10 protein-coding genes and 1 tRNA gene are annotated in these 18,242 nt (G+C 60.9%); all 11 read right to left on the minus strand.

Annotated elements, in window-relative coordinates; all coding sequences use genetic code 11:
• Positions 1 to 269 precede the first annotated feature (269 nt).
• The 11 genes from rpoC to FF124_RS08205 all read right to left on the minus strand — a co-directional run bounded on the left by rpoC (position 270) and on the right by FF124_RS08205 (position 18,233).
• Positions 270 to 4,484 carry a DNA-directed RNA polymerase subunit beta' gene (rpoC, locus tag FF124_RS08155; protein WP_138748001.1) on the minus strand — a complete coding sequence of 1,405 codons (4,215 nt, stop codon included), beginning with the start codon at positions 4,482 to 4,484 and terminating at the stop codon, positions 270 to 272.
• Between the two features lie 189 nt (positions 4,485 to 4,673).
• Positions 4,674 to 8,816 carry a DNA-directed RNA polymerase subunit beta gene (gene rpoB / locus FF124_RS08160; RefSeq protein WP_138748002.1) on the minus strand — a complete coding sequence of 1,381 codons (4,143 nt, stop codon included), beginning with the start codon at positions 8,814 to 8,816 and terminating at the stop codon, positions 4,674 to 4,676.
• Between the two features lie 281 nt (positions 8,817 to 9,097).
• Positions 9,098 to 9,475 carry a 50S ribosomal protein L7/L12 gene (rplL, locus tag FF124_RS08165; protein ID WP_138748003.1) on the minus strand — a complete coding sequence of 126 codons (378 nt, stop codon included), beginning with the start codon at positions 9,473 to 9,475 and terminating at the stop codon, positions 9,098 to 9,100.
• A 66-nt stretch (positions 9,476 to 9,541) separates the two neighbouring features.
• A complete protein-coding gene (gene rplJ / locus FF124_RS08170) occupies positions 9,542 to 10,060 on the minus strand; it encodes a 50S ribosomal protein L10 (protein ID WP_138748004.1) in 519 nt (172 codons plus the stop codon).
• A 342-nt stretch (positions 10,061 to 10,402) separates the two neighbouring features.
• Entirely contained in the window at positions 10,403 to 11,098 is a 696-nt protein-coding gene (gene rplA, locus FF124_RS08175) for a 50S ribosomal protein L1 (RefSeq protein WP_138748005.1), read from the minus strand.
• Between the two features lie 5 nt (positions 11,099 to 11,103).
• Positions 11,104 to 11,532 (minus strand): 50S ribosomal protein L11, encoded by a 429-nt coding sequence (gene rplK / locus FF124_RS08180; protein WP_138748006.1) that lies wholly within the window; start codon positions 11,530 to 11,532, stop codon positions 11,104 to 11,106.
• Positions 11,533 to 11,675: 143 nt separating this feature from the next.
• Positions 11,676 to 12,206, minus strand: a complete 531-nt coding sequence (gene nusG / locus FF124_RS08185; RefSeq protein WP_024707355.1) for a transcription termination/antitermination protein NusG — start codon at positions 12,204 to 12,206, stop codon at positions 11,676 to 11,678.
• Between the two features lie 22 nt (positions 12,207 to 12,228).
• On the minus strand, positions 12,229 to 12,429 hold the full coding sequence (gene secE / locus FF124_RS08190) for a preprotein translocase subunit SecE (RefSeq protein WP_024707354.1): 201 nt from the start codon (positions 12,427 to 12,429) through the stop codon (positions 12,229 to 12,231).
• 171 nt (positions 12,430 to 12,600) lie between these two features.
• Positions 12,601 to 12,676: transfer RNA gene (locus FF124_RS08195), tRNA-Trp, on the minus strand.
• Positions 12,677 to 13,001: 325 nt separating this feature from the next.
• On the minus strand, positions 13,002 to 15,515 hold the full coding sequence (locus FF124_RS08200; RefSeq protein WP_138748007.1) for a GcvT family protein: 2,514 nt from the start codon (positions 15,513 to 15,515) through the stop codon (positions 13,002 to 13,004).
• Positions 15,516 to 15,650: 135 nt separating this feature from the next.
• Positions 15,651 to 18,233: a mechanosensitive ion channel domain-containing protein gene (locus FF124_RS08205; RefSeq protein ID WP_138748008.1), complete on the minus strand. Its 2,583-nt coding sequence runs from the start codon at positions 18,231 to 18,233 to the stop codon at positions 15,651 to 15,653.
• Between the last annotated feature and the right edge of the window lie 9 nt (positions 18,234 to 18,242).

Raw genomic sequence — 18,242 nt, forward strand, 5'->3', positions numbered from 1 at the left:
GACGAGAGAGATTATCCAGACACTCCGCTTACCCGCCTCCATAGCGTTTCCTTCCGCAGCCGCGCAATTGAGACCGCACATCCGTGCTTCTCACGATGACGCAAAAGTCGCCCTGACGATCTCCCACACCAGCCGTGAAGACAAGGCCCCGTACAACAGCAAATGCTAACGCTTTCATTCTAGCAGAAAATACAAAAGGCCGCCGAATTCGGCGGCCTTCAGTATGGGGGTGTTGGAAACGCCCCCGGGCACGCGGCCCAAGCAGGCGTTTACTCGCCCGGCGTCGGCTCGCTTTCCGGGTTCATTTGCGACAGCATCGGCGTTGCCTCGTCGGCGCCGGAAGCCTTGCGGCGGGCGTCGATGATGAGATCGTCGCGCTGGGTGGCGATGCGTCGAACCTGGCCCATCGCGCGGCCCGTACCGGCCGGGATCAGACGGCCGACGATGATGTTTTCCTTCAGGCCCTGCAGCGTGTCGACCTTGCCGGCGATCGCGGCCTCCGTGAGCACCTTGGTGGTTTCCTGGAAGGACGCGGCCGAGAAGAAGGACGGCGTCTGCAGCGAGGCCTTGGTGATGCCGAGCAGCACGGGTTCGCCTTCGGCGGGCCGCTTGCCCTGTGCCACCAATTCCTCGTTCATATCGTCAAAGGCAATCGCCTCGACGATATCGCCGGTGATCTGGCCACTGTCGCCCGAAGCGGTGATCTCGACCTTCTGCAGCATCTGGCGAACGATCACCTCGATGTGCTTGTCGTTGATGACCACGCCCTGCAGACGATAGACTTCCTGGATCTCGTTGACGAGATAGGAGGCCAGCGCCTCGACGCCCTTGATGGCAAGGATGTCATGCGGAGCCGGGTTGCCATCGAGGATGTAGTCGCCCTTCTCGATGTAGTCGCCATCCTGCAAATGGAACGGCTTCGACTTCGGAATGAGGTACTCCACCGGCTCGACGCCATCTTCCGCAGGCTCGATCTGGATGCGACGCTTGTTCTTGTAGTCGCGGCCGAAGCGGATCGTACCGTCGATCTCGGCGATCACGGCATGGTCCTTCGGACGGCGGGCTTCGAACAGTTCCGCAACGCGCGGCAGACCACCGGTAATGTCCTTGGTCTTGGCGCTTTCCAGCGGCGAACGGGCAAGCACGTCACCCTGGCTGACCTTCTGGCCGGGCTCGACCGAGAGGATCGCGTCAACCGAAAGCGGCAGGCGAGCCTCGCCGCCACGCGGCAGCTTCATGATCTCGCCATTGGCATCCTTGATGACGATGGACGGCTTCAGATCGGAACCGCGCGGCGTCGAACGCCAGTCGATAACCGAACGCTTGGTGAAGCCGGTCGCCTCATCCGTCGTTTCAGTGACGGACAGACCTTCGACGAGGTCTTCGAAGTCAACCGTACCGGCAACTTCGGTCATCATCGGGCGGGTATAGGGGTCCCACTCGGCGAGACGCTGACCGCGACGAACCGCATCGCCGTCATCGACATAGAGCTTCGAACCATAGGCGACCTTCTGCGAGGACCGTTCCTGATCGCGCTGGTCGAGGATCTGGATCGCCATATTGCGGCCCATCGCCACCAGAACGCCATCGGAGTTCCTCAGGACGTTGCGGTTCTTGATCCGCACCGTACCCTCATAGGAGGATTCCAGGAACGACTGGTCAACCACGTTTGCCGTACCGCCAAGGTGGAAGGTACGCATGGTCAGCTGCGTGCCGGGCTCGCCGATCGACTGGGCGGCGATGACGCCGACCGCTTCGCCGATATTCACCGGCGTGCCGCGCGCAAGGTCGCGACCGTAGCAGACCTGGCAGACGCCCGTCTGGACTTCGCAGGTCAGAGCCGAACGGATCTGCACCGACTGGATACCCGAAGCCTCGATCTTGATGACGTCGGCCTCGTTGATCTGACGACCGGCCTCGACGATCAGTTCGCCGGTGACCGGATCCTCGATGTCAACAAGCGCCGCACGGCCGAGCACGCGCTGGCCGATGGAGGCAACCACCTGACCGGCATCGACGATCGCCGTCATGGTCAGGCCCTTGTCGGTTCCGCAATCCGGCGTGTTGACGATGCAGTCCTGCGCCACGTCGACCAGACGACGGGTCAGGTAACCCGAGTTCGCGGTCTTCAGCGCGGTATCGGCCAGACCCTTACGGGCGCCGTGCGACGAGTTGAAGTACTCGTTCACGGTCAGACCTTCCTTGAAGTTCGAGATGATCGGCGTCTCGATGATCTCGCCGGAGGGCTTGGCCATCAGGCCGCGCATGCCGCCAAGCTGACGCATCTGGTTCACCGAACCACGCGCGCCGGAATGGCTCATCATGTAGATCGAGTTCATCTGCTTCTGGCGACCGGTCTCAGGGTCGAATTCGACGGCCTTGATCCGGGCCATCATCTCTTCGGTGACCTTCTCGGTCGCCTTGCCCCAGGCGTCGACAACCTTGTTGTACTTCTCGCCCTGGGTGATGAGACCGTCATTGTACTGCTGCTCGTATTCCTTCACCAGCGCTTCCGTCTCTGCGACGATCTCGTGCTTGGCATCGGGAATGACCATGTCGTCCTTGCCGAAGGAAATGCCGGCCTTGCACGCATGGCCGAAGCCGAGCGACATGATGCGGTCGCAGAAGATCACCGTGTCCTTCTGGCCGCAGTGGCGATAGACCGTGTCGATCATCTTGGAGATGTTCTTCTTGGTCATTTCCTGGTTGCAGGTCTCGAACGGAACGTTCGAGTTCTTCGGCAGAAGCTCGCCGATGATCATGCGGCCGGGCGTCGTCTCGTAGATCTTCGAGACTTCGTTGCCGTCCTCGTCGACCGTCTTGAAACGGCCCTTGATCTTGGAATGCAGCGTGACGACCTTGTTTTCGAGCGCATGGTGCAGTTCGCCCATGTCGGCAAAGGCCATGCCCTCGCCCGGCTCGTTCTCGTTCATGATCGAGAGGTAGTAGAGGCCGAGAACCATGTCCTGCGACGGCACGATGATCGGCTGACCGTTTGCCGGATGCAGGATGTTGTTGGTCGACATCATCAGCACGCGGGCTTCAAGCTGGGCTTCGAGCGACAGCGGCACGTGAACGGCCATCTGGTCGCCGTCGAAGTCGGCGTTGAAGGCCGTGCAGACGAGCGGGTGCAACTGGATCGCCTTGCCTTCGACAAGCGTCGGTTCGAAGGCCTGAATGCCCAGACGGTGCAGCGTCGGCGCGCGGTTCAGGAGAACCGGATGCTCGCGGATCACCTCGTCGAGGATGTCCCAGACTTCCGGACGTTCCTTCTCGACCAGCTTCTTCGCCTGCTTGACGGTCGAGGAATACCCCTTGGCGTCGAGACGGGCGTAGATGAAGGGCTTGAACAGTTCGAGCGCCATCTTCTTCGGCAGGCCGCACTGGTGCAGCTTCAGTTCCGGGCCGGTCACGATGACCGAACGGCCGGAATAGTCGACGCGCTTGCCGAGCAGGTTCTGGCGGAACCGGCCCTGCTTGCCCTTCAGCATGTCGGAGATCGACTTCAGCGGACGCTTGTTGGCGCCGGTGATGACGCGGCCGCGACGGCCGTTGTCGAACAGCGCATCGACCGATTCCTGAAGCATGCGCTTCTCGTTGCGGATGATGATGCCCGGCGCGCGCAGCTCGATGAGCCGCTTCAGACGGTTGTTGCGGTTGATCACGCGGCGGTAGAGATCGTTGAGGTCGGACGTCGCGAAACGGCCGCCGTCGAGCGGGACGAGCGGACGCAGATCCGGCGGGATCACCGGAACGACCTTCATGATCATCCATTCGGGACGGTTGCCGGACTCGAGAAAGTTCTCGACGATCTTGAGACGCTTCATCAGCTTCTTCTGCTTCAGATCCGACGTGGTGTCGGCCAGCTCGGCGCGCAGATCGCCGGCGATCTTCTCAAGGTCCATGCCGGCCAGCATCTCATAGATGGCCTCAGCGCCGATATTGGCCGAGAACTGGTCCTCGCCAAACTCGTCGACGGCCAGCATGTATTCCTCTTCCGACAGGAGCTGATTTTCCTTCAGATCCGTCAGGCCCGGCTCGGTGACGATGTAGTTCTCGAAATAGAGAACGCGCTCGACATCCTTCAGCGTCATGTCGAGAAGGGTCGAGATACGGCTCGGCAGCGATTTCAGGAACCAGATATGGGCAACCGGAGCGGCGAGCTCAATATGGCCCATGCGCTCGCGGCGCACGCGCGACAGCGTCACTTCGACGCCGCACTTTTCGCAGATGATGCCCTTGTACTTCATGCGCTTGTACTTGCCGCACAGGCACTCATAGTCCTTCATCGGGCCAAAGATGCGCGAGCAGAACAGGCCGTCACGCTCGGGCTTGAACGTGCGGTAGTTGATGGTTTCCGGCTTCTTGATTTCGCCATAAGACCAGGAAAGGATCTTTTCCGGGCTGGCGATCGAGATCCGGATCGAATCGAAGACCTGCGCCGGCGCCTGCGGATTGAAAAGATTCATGACCTCTTGGTTCATGCCTGTCTCCTTGACTGGGCGGCATCGCCCTTGCTGACAGTGGCTGCCGGCCAAACCCCGATGCCGGCATTCTGTCTCTTGAAACGGTGATAGCCGCTAAATGCGGCAAAAATGACACTTCGCGCTTACCATGCACTCGGTGTCAAAGGTGCGCCCGGCTTTTGGCGGCGGGCGCACCGTGTTCTGATCTTATTCCGCAGCGTCCGGCATTTCGTCGGCTTCCTCACCGGGCTCGTCGGCACGGTTTTCAAGCTCGACGGAAAGGCCCAGCGAACGCATTTCCTTGACGAGAACGTTGAATGATTCCGGAATACCGGCCTCGAACGTATCATCGCCGCGGACAATCGCCTCATAGACCTTGGTACGGCCGGCAACGTCGTCCGATTTCACGGTCAGCATTTCCTGCAGCGTATAGGCGGCGCCATAGGCTTCCAGAGCCCAGACCTCCATTTCGCCGAAGCGCTGGCCGCCGAACTGCGCCTTGCCGCCCAGCGGCTGCTGGGTAACGAGCGAGTAGGGACCGATCGAACGGGCATGGATCTTGTCGTCAACCAGATGGTTGAGCTTGATCATGTACATGTAGCCCACGGTGACCTGGCGGTCGAAGGGCTCGCCCGTACGGCCGTCGTAAAGCGTCGACTGACCCGACGGATTGTAGCCTGCCCAGGACAGCATCTCGGAGACGTCGCCCTCATGCGCACCGTCAAAGACCGGCGTGGCGATAGAGACGCCGCGCTTGGCTTCATCGGCCAGACGCACCAGGCTTTCATCATCGAAATTCGAGACTTCGTCCTTGGCTTCCGACGCATAGACCTTGGTCAGCGTTTCCTTCAGCGGCTTGATGTCATTGGTTTCCTGATACTCCTCGAGCATCTGGCCAATGCGCTTGCCCATGCCGGCACAACCCCACGCAAGATGCGTTTCCAGGATCTGGCCGACATTCATGCGGCTCGGCACGCCAAGCGGGTTCAGCACGACATCGACATGGGTTCCGTCTTCCAGGAACGGCATATCCTCGGCAGGCAGGATGCGGGAGACCACGCCCTTGTTGCCGTGACGGCCGGCCATCTTGTCGCCGGGCTGGATCTTGCGCTTCACGGCGACGAAGACCTTGACCATCTTCATCACGCCCGGGGGCATTTCATCGCCGCGCTGGACCTTCTCGACCTTGTCCATGAACCGCTGCTCAAGGCGAGCCTTGGATTCGTCGTACTGGCCGCGAAGGGCTTCGAGTTCGCCCTGGGCTTCCTCGTTCTCGACGGCGAACATCCACCACTGCGAACGCGGATAGGCGTTGATCACCTCGTCGGAGAGTTCGACGCCCTTCTTGAAGCCCTTCGGACCTGCAATCGAGGTGTGGCCGCGCAGCATGTCGGCCAGACGCGCATAGACGTTGCGGTCCAGAATGGCCTGCTCGTCATCACGGTCCTTGGCGAGACGCTCGATTTCCTCGCGCTCGATCGCCATGGCACGCTCGTCCTTCTCGACGCCGTGGCGGTTGAACACGCGGACTTCAACCACGGTACCGAAAGTGCCGGGCGGCATGCGCATGGACGTGTCGCGAACGTCCGAGGCCTTCTCGCCGAAGATGGCGCGCAGGAGCTTTTCCTCCGGCGTCATCGGGCTTTCGCCCTTCGGCGTGATCTTGCCCACCAGAATATCGCCCGGATGCACTTCCGCGCCGATATAAACGATGCCGGCCTCATCGAGGTTCTTCAGCGCTTCTTCCGAAACGTTCGGAATGTCGCGGGTGATTTCTTCCGGACCGAGCTTGGTGTCACGGGCCATGACCTCGAATTCTTCCAGATGGATCGAGGTGAAGACGTCATCCGAAACGATCCGCTCGGACAGCAGGATCGAGTCCTCGTAATTGTAGCCGTTCCACGGCATGAACGCGACGAGCGCGTTGCGGCCGAGCGCCAGGTCGCCGAGGTCCGTGGACGGACCGTCGGCGATGATGTCGCCACGGTTGACCACGTCGCCGACGCGCACCAGCGGCCGCTGGTTGACGCAGGTGTTCTGGTTGGAGCGCTGGAACTTCATCAGCCGGTAGATATCGACGCCAGATTTCGAGGCATCCAGATCTTCCGTCGCGCGGATAACGATACGCGTTGCGTCAACCTGGTCGACCACGCCGCCGCGCTTGGCGCCGATGGCGGCGCCACTGTCACGGGCAACGATCGGTTCCATGCCGGTTCCGACGAACGGCGCTTCGGCGCGCAGCAGCGGCACGGCCTGACGCTGCATGTTCGAGCCCATCAGGGCGCGGTTGGCGTCGTCGTTTTCCAGGAACGGGATCAAAGCCGCGGCAACGGAAACGAGCTGCTTCGGCGAAACGTCCATCAGGTTGATGTTTTCGCGCGGCGCCAGCATCACTTCGCCGGCATGACGGCAGACGACGAACTCTTCGACGAAGGTGCCATCCTCGTTCATCACCGAATTGGCCTGGGCGATGTAGTACTTCGCCTCTTCCATGGCCGACAGATAGATCACCTCATCGGTGAGCTTGCCGTCCTCGGAGATCTTGCGATACGGGCTTTCGATGAAGCCGTACTTGTTGACGCGCGCAAAGGTCGCCAGCGAGTTGATCAGACCGATATTCGGGCCTTCCGGCGTCTCGATCGGGCAGATGCGGCCGTAATGGGTCGGATGCACGTCGCGGACTTCGAAGCCGGCGCGTTCGCGCGTCAGACCGCCCGGGCCAAGTGCCGAAAGACGACGCTTGTGGGTGATTTCCGACAGCGGGTTGATCTGGTCCATGAACTGCGACAGCTGCGAGGAACCGAAGAACTCGCGCACGGCGGCAGCCGCCGGCTTGGCGTTGATCAGGTCCTGCGGCATCACCGTGTCGATCTCGATCGAGGACATGCGTTCCTTGATCGCACGCTCCATGCGCAGCAGGCCCAGACGATACTGGTTCTCCATCAGTTCGCCAACGGAGCGGACGCGGCGGTTGCCGAGATTGTCGATGTCGTCGATCTCGCCCTTGCCGTCACGCAGGTCGACCAGCGTCTTGACGACGGCCAGGATGTCTTCCTTGCGCAGCACGCGCATCGTGTCCGGCGCGTCGAGGTCGAGACGCATGTTCATCTTGACGCGGCCAACGGCCGAGAGGTCATAGCGCTCGGCATCGAAGAACAGCGAATTGAACATCGCTTCCGCCGATTCCATGGTCGGCGGCTCGCCCGGACGCATGACGCGATAGATGTCGAACAGGGCGTCCTGACGGTTCTCGTTCTTGTCGGCCACAAGCGTGTTGCGGATATAGGCGCCGACATTGACATGGTCGATATTGAGGATCGCCAGTTCGTCAATGCCCTGCTCGATCACGCCCGCCAGGTTCTTCTCGTCAAGCTCTTCGCCGGCCTCGAGATAGATCTCGCCGGTTTCCATGTTGACGATGTCCTCGGCCAGGAACGTGCCGTAGAGTTCCTCGTCGGTCACCTTGAGCGCCTTCACGCCGCCCTCTGCAAGCTTCTTCAGCATGCGCGGGGTCAGCTTCTTGCCGGCCTCGATCACGACTTCGCCGCTATCGGCGTCAATGAGATCGGTCACGGCCTTCTGGCCGCGCAGGCGCTCGGGCGAGAAGGGAACCTTCCAGCCGTCGCCGTCACGCTCATAGGTCGCCTTCTCGTAAAAGGTCTCGAGAATTTCCTCGGTATCCATGCCGAGCGCCATCAGGAGCGACGTTGCCGGGATCTTGCGGCGACGGTCGATGCGGGCATGAACGATGTCCTTGGCGTCGAACTCGATGTCGAGCCAGGAACCGCGATAGGGGATCACGCGGGCGGCGAAAAGCAGCTTGCCGGAAGAGTGGCTCTTGCCCTTGTCGTGATCGAAGAAGACGCCCGGCGAGCGGTGCATCTGCGAAACGATGACGCGTTCCGTACCGTTAACGATAAAGGTCGCGTTGTTGGTCATCAGCGGCATGTCGCCCATATAGACCGACTGCTCCTTGATGTCCTTGATCGACTTCGCGCCCGTATCCTCGTCGATATCGAACACGATCAGACGCAGCTTGACCTTCAGCGGCGCCGCATAGGTCAGGTCGCGCTGACGGCATTCCTCGACGTCGAACTTCGGCTGTTCGAACTCATAGGACACGAATTCGAGCATGGAAGCGCCCGAGAAGTCGGTCATGGGAAAAACGGACTTGAAGACCGCCTGCAATCCTTCGTCGGGACGACCGCCCTTGGGCTCGTCAACCATGAGGAACTGGTCGTAGGACGCCTTTTGAACCTCGATGAGGTTCGGCATCTCCGCCACTTCCGGGATCTTACCGAAAAACTTGCGCACGCGCCTGCGACCATTATAGGAAAGGGTCTGAGCCATCGTCGCTCCTTGTCAATCTGCATCCGGGCCTGCAACAGACGGGTACCGATGGCCAGTCGGCTCCGTCATCACCGAGAGCCGTTTCCATTGGAACGGCTCGATCTCCATAATTTCTCGACTATCCGAGCGTCAGGCCGTTGCCGGCAGCGCTGCCCGTCGAAAGGGTCCTGAAGAGAACCCATTACCCAAAGGCCCGAAATGGGACTTTGGGTAATGGTTTCAGTTCAATTGTCGCCCCGCGGGCAGGCCTGCGCCCGCCCGCGGAACAGAAAAAGTAAAGCTTACTTGAGCTCGACCTTGGCGCCGGCTGCTTCCAGCTTGCCCTTGAGCTCTTCGGCTTCGCCCTTGGAAACGGCTTCCTTGACAGCCTTCGGAGCGCTCTCGACGAGTTCCTTGGCTTCCTTGAGGCCGAGACCGGTGATGGCGCGAACTTCCTTGATGACGCCGATCTTGTTGGAGCCGGCTTCAGCCAGGACAACGTCGAATTCGGTCTTCTCTTCAGCAGCGGCAGCAGCTTCGCCAGCACCACCGGCAGCAGCGACGGCGACCGGAGCAGCGGCGGAAACGCCCCACTTCTCTTCGAGCATCTTGGACAGTTCAGCGGCTTCGAGAACCGTCAGTTCAGAAAGTTCGTCTACGATTTTGGCGAGATCAGCCATGTTAGTCTTCCTTCAGTGTGTTTGGTTCGAACTGGGTCGAAATTTCATAAACAGCGAAAAACCGCCTCAAGCGGCTTCGTCCTTCGTGGCGTAGGCGTTGAGCACGCGGGCAAGCTGGCTTGCCGGTGCAGAAGCAATCGTCGCGATGCGGGTTGCCGGGGTCTGGATCATACCAACCAGCTTCGCACGCAGCTCATCCAGCGAAGGCATCGTCGCAAGCGACTTGACACCATCAGCATCGAGCACGGTTGCCCCCATGGCGCCGCCGATGACAACGAGCTTGTCGTTGCCCTTGGCGAAATCCATGCAGACCTTCGGAGCCGTCACCGGGTCATCGCAATAGGCGATGAGCGTCTGACCTGTGAACAGGTCAGCCATTCCCTCGGACTCCGTACCCTGAAGGGCAATCTTGGCCAGGCGGTTCTTCGCGACTTTGACAGTGCCGCCCGCTTGACGCATCTTCGAACGGAAATCGTTCATCTGCGCAACGGTGACACCGGCATAGTGGGCCACGACAACCGAGCCGGAAGCCTTAAAGACTTCGTTCAGTTCCGTGACGAATTCGCGTTTTTCCGCTCTTTCCACTGCCTATCTCCAGTTGACAGGACCATTGACGGACCTGTCGGTTGCCTTTGCCGCAAGGGACTTGCTTTGACCCAAGATCCCAAGCGACGCTCGAGGATCCTGCCCCCTTCGGCGCGCGATTTCTCAAGCGCCTAGGCACACCAGGTTCGAACCGAACTTAACCGCGTCAGGCTTGACCGCCAGCGGTAAAATTGGGTCTCACCCGTCTCATGCAGGCATTGAATTAAGGTTGCCCACCTGCAATCTCGGACAGGAAACCGGGATGTTCGTCCCGGTCATTTTCCGGGCCCTGGAGCCCGGAAACTTTTCACCGGAAGACAAGCGCTTCCGGAAATTCAAAACTTAAGCGTTGACCGACGAGAAGTCGATCTTGACGCCGGGGCCCATCGTCGACGAGAGCGCAACGCGCTTGACGTAGTTGCCCTTGGCGCCGGCCGGCTTTGCCTTGACGACGGCATCGGCGAAGGCGCGGATGTTTTCTTCCAGCGCGCTTGCGTCAAACGAGGCCTTGCCAACGCCGGCATGCACGATACCGGCCTTTTCGACGCGGAACTCGACAGCGCCGCCCTTGGAGGCTTCGATGGCGGCCTTGACGTCCATGGTGACGGTGCCAACCTTCGGGTTCGGCATCATGCCGCGCGGGCCGAGCACCTTACCGAGACGGCCGACGAGCGGCATCATGTCCGGGGTCGCGATGCAGCGGTCGAAGTCGATATTGCCGGCCTGAACCTGCTCGACGAGATCTTCCGCGCCGACGACATCCGCACCGGCTTCCTTGGCTTCATCAGCCTTCGGGCCGCGGGCGAACACGGCAACGCGAACGCTCTTGCCCGTGCCGTTCGGCAGGTTGACGACGCCGCGAACCATCTGGTCGGCGTGACGCGGGTCAACGCCGAGGTTCATCGCGATTTCGATGGATTCGTCGAACTTTGCAACAGCCCGTTCCTTGACCATCTGAACGGCCTCGGAAAGCGGATAGAGCTTGTTGACGTCGATGCCCTTGCGGGTCTTCTGGATACGCTTTGCAATCTTCGTCATGGCAATCAACCCGTCACTTCCAGGCCCATGGCGCGGGCGGAGCCCTCGACCATGCGCATTGCGCCTTCGATATCGGCGGCGTTCAGGTCGCTCATCTTGGCTTCCGCGATCTTGCGGACCTGCTCGGAAGAGATCGAACCTGCGCTCGCCTTGCCCGGGGTCTTGGAACCCGACTTGATCTTCGCTTCCTTCTTCAGGAAGTAAGCGACCGGGGGCTGCTTCATGACGAAGGTAAAGGACTTGTCCTGGTAATAGGTGATGATTACCGGGATGGGCATGCCCTTTTCCATTTCCTGCGAGGCGGCATTGAACGCCTTGCAGAATTCCATGATGTTGATGCCGCGCTGACCAAGAGCGGGACCGATCGGCGGGGACGGATTTGCCGAACCTGCCGGGACCTGCAACTTGAGCTGGCCTGCAACTTTCTTAGCCATTACTCTGCCTTTCTCATCTCGGACCGGCTTGCCGGCCCATCATGCCGGCACCTGCCGGCGGCTGCGGTTGCGTGGTGCGGGTTTGATGGACACCGGCTAAGCGCCCTGCCCTTCCACGCGAAATTGCCCCGAAGGGCAAAAGCTCAAACTTTTTCGACCTGGGCGTATTCCAGTTCCACCGGCGTTGCGCGGCCGAAGATCGAGACCTCGACCTTCAGGCGGGCGCGCTCCTCGTCGACATCCTGCACGACGCCGTTGAAGGAGGCGAACGGGCCGTCGGAAACGCGGACATTCTCGCCGATTTCGAAAGATACGGTCGCCTTCGGACGCTCGACGCCCTCCTGAACCTGGCCGAGAATGTGCTCGGCCTCGGAATCCGGGATCGGAACAGGCTTCTGGTCGCTGCCGAGAAAACCGGTCACCCGCGGCGTGTTCTTGATCAGATGGAAGACCTCGTCATTGAGGTCTGCCCGCACCAGAACATAGCCCGGGAAAAACTTGCGTTCCGAATCGACCTTGCGGCCGCGACGGACCTCAACGACCTTTTCGGTCGGAACGAGGATACGATCGAAGAAATGATCAAGGCCCTTCTGCTTGGCCTTCTCCTCGATTGCCTCGGCCACCTTCTTCTCGAAGTTGGAATAGGCATGAACAATATACCAGCGCATCGCCATAGTGCTTCTCCCCTTTTCCCGATCAGGCGCCGAGATTGAGGACGAAATTCATCGCCAGGCTCATCAACTGATCAGCCGCGAAGAAGAAGAACGCTGCCACGACAACCATCACCATGACCATGAGAGTCGAGATCACAGTTTCGCGCCGGGAAGGCCAAACGACTTTGGCCGTCTCAGCGCGCACTTGCTGCAGAAACGTGAATGGATTGGTTTTCGATGCCATAAACTGCCCACACCTTTACGGCACGTAAAGCGGAAGTAACCAGCTCCACGCACCGCGAGTCTGTTTTGCATTACATATCATCGTTTTTCGCTCAGACAAGAGAAAAACGAAATTTTTCTTGTATCACGTCCACGCGAGCCGCCGCGCACCGCGCTGGCAGAACCGCCAAACTGGCAGGGGCAGAGGGGCTCGAACCCCCGACCTGCGGTTTTGGAGACCGCCGCTCTACCAACTGAGCTATACCCCTTCATCAAATCAGGCCGCCAGCGTTTCCGCGCAGCCCCATCCGATCTGGCGCCCCATTTACGGGGATGAAGCGCGCTTGGCAAGAGTGTTTTTGAAGAAAGCCGGGGAAGCAAAGAGGCAATGCTCCGCCTCCTATTCAAATCATGAGGCCTGTCTGCTCCGTCATCCCGGCCCTGAGCCGGGATCTACGGTCGAACGAATGGCATATGCCGCAGTAAACGCGCACGCTGGACCGGTCAAACACACAAAACCAACCCTGCCCCAGCCACCACGCATGCCGGCTCGAGGCCGGCATGACGGAAGGGCGGTGCGAGCATCCTCCCGACTCAAGCCCGCAGCGCCTCATTCTCCGGATCGAACGGGCTTTCCTCCACCACCGTCGCGTCAAAAAGATCGCCGAGGATGCGGATCTTCAGCCTGGTACCCGGCGCGGCATAGTCCGGCTTGAGCATGGCAAGCGCGATCGACTTGCCGATGCGCCAGCCAAAGCCGCCCTGGGTGGCGCGCCCGGCCAGATCGCCCTCAAGGTCGTAGATCGCCTCGGAACCACGCGCATCGCAATCCGTGACGCCGTCGACGATCAGCGTGGCGAAGACGGCGGAAAGCCCCTCCTCCTTCTTCGACAGCAGGGCCTCCTTGCCGATGAAGTCCTTCTTCGGCTTGATGAAGCGGTCGAGCCCCGATTCGTAGGCGGTATATTCGATGGTCATCTCCCGCTGCATGGCGCGGTAGGATTTTTCCAGCGCCATAGACCCCATGGCGCGGATACCGAAGGGTTTGATGTCAAACTCGGCGCCGGCCTCCATCAGCATGTCAAAGATGTAGGTCTGCATCGCGATCGGGTGGTGCAGTTCCCAGCCGAGTTCGCCGACGAAGTTGACGCGCAGCGCATGGCAGCTTGCCGCGCCGATCGAGATCGGCTGACCGGTGAGCCAGGGGAAATCAGCATTCTCCAGCGATGTCCGCGTCAGCTTCTTCAACAGGTCGCGCGATTTCGGTCCGGCAATCACCAGCACGCCCATTTCCATGGTCAGCGGTCGGAGCGTCACGGAACCGTCGGTCGGCGCGAGCTTCGTCAGAAGATCGTGGTCGTGGCTTTCAAGCCCCGCGCCGGAAACCAGATAGAAACGACCGGGCGCCCACTCATAAAGCGTGAATTCCGCGCGCACGCCGCCCTGGCTGCCGAGCAGATGGCAAAGCGCGATGCGCCCCTGCTTCTTCGGCACGGCATTGGCGAAAATACTGTCGAGGAACCCGCGCGCGCCGGGGCCGGAAACCTCCATCTTGGCAAAGGGCGTCATATCGAGAATGCCGACCTTCTCATGCACATGCCTCACCTCGTTGCCGACATGCTCGAAATAGTTCGAGCGGCGGAACGACCATTTTTCCACGATCCGGCCATCATCCAGCGCCGGGGCGTAATTGTGATTGGTCAGCACATCGGCGCCGACGCCGAGCTCGCTCTCATCCAGCGCATAGCCTTCGGGCGCATACCAGTTGGCCCGCTCCCAGCCATAGACCGAGCCGAACACGCCGCCAAGCGCCTTCAGCCGCTCATAGACCGGCGAGACCTTCAGCGGCCGGGCTGCTCCGCGCTCCTCATCCGGGTAATGCATGGTGAAGACATTGGCATAGGCCTCTTCGTTCTTGGCAATGAGATAGCCCTCGTTGGCGTAAGGCCCGAAGCGGCGCGGATCGACGCCGGCAAGGTCCACGGTCGGCTCGCCGTTGACGATCCATTCGGCGAGCTGCCAGCCGGCGCCGCCGGCGGCCGTGATGCCGAAGGAATGGCCTTCATTGAGCCAGAAATTCTTCAGCCCCGGCGCCGGGCCGACGATCGGGTTGCCGTCGGGCGTATAGGCGATCGCGCCGTTATAGACCTTCTTGATGCCAACCTCGGCAAAGGCCGGAACGCGGGTAAAGGCCGTCTCGATATGCGGCATCAGCCGGTCGAGTTCTTCCTGGAACAGCTCGTATTCGCTGTCGGCAGACGGCCCGTCGACATAACAGACCGGCGCGCCGGTCTCGTAAGGCCCGAGGATCAAACCGCCGGCCTCCTCGCGCATATACCAGGCGCTGTCGGATTCGCGTAAGACCCCCATTTCCGGCAGGCCCTGTTTCTTGCGTTCCAGGATCGCCGGGTGCGGCTCGGTGACGATATATTGATGCTCGACCGGAATGACCGGCACGTTAAGGCCGACCATGGCGCCGGTCTTTCGGGCAAAATTGCCGGTGCAGGAAATCACGTGGTCCGCGGTGAAACTCTCCTTGTCGGTTTCCACGTGCCAGGTGCCGTCAAGGTTCTGGCGGATTTCGGTGACGGTGGTGTTGCGCATGATCCGCGCGCCGTTGTCGCGCGCGCCTTTCGCCAAGGCCTGGGTCAGGTCGGCTGGCTGAATATAGCCGTCGTCGGGATGCTGGATCGCGCCCAAGATGCCGTCGGTTTCGCAGAGCGGCCAGACTTCCTTGACTTCCTCAGGCGTCAGGAATTTGAAATCAACGCCGATGGTCTCGGCAATGCCGGAGTAATAGAGATACTCGTCCATCCGGTCCCTGGTCATGGCGAGGCGGATATTGGAGACCTTCGAGAAGCCGACATTGAGCCCCGTCTCTTCCTCGAGCGCGGAATAGAGATTGACCGAATATTTGTGTAGCTGGCCAACCGAATAGCTCATGTTGAACAGCGGCAGCAGGCCGGCCGCATGCCAGGTCGAGCCGGAGGTCAGTTCCTTGCGCTCAATCAGAACGGCATCGGCCCAGCCCTTCTTCGCCAGATGATAAAGCGTCGATACGCCGACGACACCGCCGCCGATCACCAGAGCCCTTGTCTTCGTCGTCATCTGTTCCGCCTCTTGCCGCCGTGATTGACCGCCCGCCCGCCGGGCATCGCTTCAGATGACTATGCAACGGGTGCCGAAACGGAAACAGCCCGTTTGCGACATGCAGTCCTGCGGGCGCGACGCGGCTCGATTTGCTTACCGCTCGCCGCTGTCGTCATTGCCGGCATCGGGATGGTCGAACATCGGCCGGACCTCGGCCTGCGGCTCGGCCTGTTCCGCCGGGGCCGCCTTCTTCGTGTGCTTGCGGATCGAATCCGCCAACTCGTCGCGCCGTTCCTTCTGCGGAATGATATGCAGGTCGCGCTGCGGATAGGGGATGGTGATGCCCTCGTCCTTGAAGCGCTCGAAGATGGCCACGCGGATATCATTGCGCACGGCAATGCCGTTGAACACATCGGCGAGATAGACGCGCACCTCGAAATCGAGCGTCGATTCGCCGAACCCCATGAAGATCACCATCGGCTCGGGATTCTGCAGCACCAGCGGGTGCGAGGTGCCGATCTCCATCAGGATATCCATCACCTTGCGCGGGTCGCTGTCATAGGAAACGCCGACGGCCACCTCGGAACGGCCCATCTGGTTGTGGTGCATCCAGTTGCCGACGGAGGCGTTGATCAGTTCGGAATTCGGCACGATGATCGACTGGCGCTGAAAGGTCTCGATCTCGGTGGCGCGCACCGAGATGCGCTTGACGAAACCTTCCGTCGTCCCCGACACGATCCAGTCGCCGACCTTGAAGGGCCGCTCGACCAGGAGAATGAGACCAGAGACGAAATTGGAGACGATCGTCTGCAGGCCGAAGCCGATGCCGATGGATAGGGCAGACGCCACCAGCGCCAGGCTGGAAAGGTTGACGCCGGCCGCCGAAATCGCAAGCAGGCTCGCCAACACGATGCCGAGATAGCTGATCCCGGTCTTGACCGAGTTGCGGACGCCGGCATCCGCACGCGAGCGCAACAGCACATTGTTGTCGAACCAGCCCTGGAACCAGCGCGTCGCCAGGAAGCCGCCGACAAACAGAAGAACGCCGATCAGAATGCCGCCAAGCGAAATCGTGATCGAGCCGATGCTGACGGAGGTGAGGTTGTTGGTGGCCCAAAGCCGCATCTCCTCATAGCGCACGCCCCAGGACAGAAGCACCAGAGGAATGCCGATCATCAGGGTCAGCGCATAGATCAACAGCCCGCCCAGAAGCGAAAGCTGATCGGCCCGCACGGCGGAAAGCTGGAAGCGCTCGACGAAGCGCTTGCCGAAACTGGTGCGGGCAATGCTGCCGGCCTGCGAGACCGCCTGGCCGACGAGCATGCCGATATACATGGTGATCAGCACCGCACCCGTCAGCACCACCTGCTTGGCGGCGAAACGGGCAAGGGCGACGTAACCGACCAGCGCGCAAAGCATGACAAACAACCCGACCACGCGGGCGGAAAAGGCGATGGCCGAGGGGAACAGGAGCGCGATGGTGCGCGTGCGCTTCTTGTCCGCCTCGACCTGGACGCGCGGGCGAATGAAGGAAACGGCCACGAGGATGGCGCCGATCAGAACAGACGAGATCAGGCTGCGCAGGACATCGATCTGGACGCCGGCATCCAGCGTCTCGTTCAGCACGCCGATCAGGATATCGCCCCAGTTGATCAGGGCCATTGCCGTGAAGGCCAGCATCAGGTTGCGCGAGGCGGCGTTGCCGATGGGCATAAGCCGCCATTGCGGCCGCCCCGGCGTCAGCACATTGCGCGACAGCAGAAACACGAAGAAGATGATCGCGCCTGATATATAGGCCTGCAGGACGAAGCGCTCGACGTCGGGCAGGAAAATCCCCATGCCGACAAACAGGACATAGGACACGGTGAGAAAGGCGAAGAGCGCCAGGCAAGGGATCATCGTCGTCCAGAAGGCGGCCAGCAACCGGATCACATAATCCGGCTCCTCCATCTGAAGATCCAGCTTCGTGCGTTCGACAAATCGCGTGGAGAGCCGATAGGCAAAGGCCGCGGCAAAGATCGAGAGCAGGTTGGCGACGATGAACTGGATGCGCTTCGACTGCCAGATAAAACTCAGCCAGCCGCCATAAGATGCCCTGAACGTATCGAACTGCTGGCGCCAGAGAGCCCCGAAATCGGTCGAGAACAGCTCCTGCAGATCGGTATGCTTGAACAAGGCGCGGGCGAATTGCTCGCGGCGGATCTCGGATACCCTGTCGGAGGTCTCCTCGGCCGAGGTTCCAAGCTTGCTCACCCTGTCGGCGAGTGCATTGAGTTCTGAACGCTCGGCCAGAAGCGCGTTGCGTTCCTGCGTCGTCACGTCCGGCTCCGGCGCTTCGCCCGGACCCGGCGCGCTGCCGAGTTCGGAAAGCTGCGAGCGCACGTCGGAGAGCCGCGCTTGTATGGCGCTTTCGGTCTTGGAAAGCTCGGTTTGCAGTTGATCGACCTGGACCTGAAGCCTAGAGAGTGCGCCGTCGTCGTTGGTCCCCCTGTCGACAGCGTCTGAAACGGCGGAAAGCGCATTGGCATAATTGTCGAGCGCGGTCGCCGTCTCGGCGATGAAAGGATCGCTTGTCGTCGTCACCGCGTCATTCGGCCGCTGTCCCGTGCCGGTTGACGCGGATTGGCCCGCAGGCTGCGTTTGCTGGGCAAAGGCGGGCGCGCCGGACAGGACGCAAAAGAGCGCCGCCAACACCAGGACAAACCGGAAAACGCCTCTCGCCTCAACCCGCTGCATCCGTTCCCT

It is taken from the genome of Martelella lutilitoris (assembly GCF_005924265.1).
GTDB classification, from domain to species: Bacteria; Pseudomonadota; Alphaproteobacteria; order Rhizobiales; family Rhizobiaceae; genus Martelella; species Martelella lutilitoris.

What these genes read in the sequence shown, in the direction of transcription:
- secE (WP_024707354.1), bottom strand. Translation starts at nt 12,429, where the DNA reads ATGGCATCGAAAACCAATCCATTCACGTTTCTGCAGCAAGTGCGCGCT.
- nusG (WP_024707355.1), bottom strand. Translation starts at nt 12,206, where the DNA reads ATGGCGATGCGCTGGTATATTGTTCATGCCTATTCCAACTTCGAGAAG.
- FF124_RS08200 (WP_138748007.1), bottom strand. Translation starts at nt 15,515, where the DNA reads ATGACGACGAAGACAAGGGCTCTGGTGATCGGCGGCGGTGTCGTCGGC.
- rplA (WP_138748005.1), bottom strand. Translation starts at nt 11,098, where the DNA reads ATGACGAAGATTGCAAAGCGTATCCAGAAGACCCGCAAGGGCATCGAC.
- rpoB (WP_138748002.1), bottom strand. Translation starts at nt 8,816, where the DNA reads ATGGCTCAGACCCTTTCCTATAATGGTCGCAGGCGCGTGCGCAAGTTT.
- rpoC (WP_138748001.1), bottom strand. Translation starts at nt 4,484, where the DNA reads ATGAACCAAGAGGTCATGAATCTTTTCAATCCGCAGGCGCCGGCGCAG.
- rplK (WP_138748006.1), bottom strand. Translation starts at nt 11,532, where the DNA reads ATGGCTAAGAAAGTTGCAGGCCAGCTCAAGTTGCAGGTCCCGGCAGGT.
- FF124_RS08205 (WP_138748008.1), bottom strand. Translation starts at nt 18,233, where the DNA reads ATGCAGCGGGTTGAGGCGAGAGGCGTTTTCCGGTTTGTCCTGGTGTTG.
- rplL (WP_138748003.1), bottom strand. Translation starts at nt 9,475, where the DNA reads ATGGCTGATCTCGCCAAAATCGTAGACGAACTTTCTGAACTGACGGTT.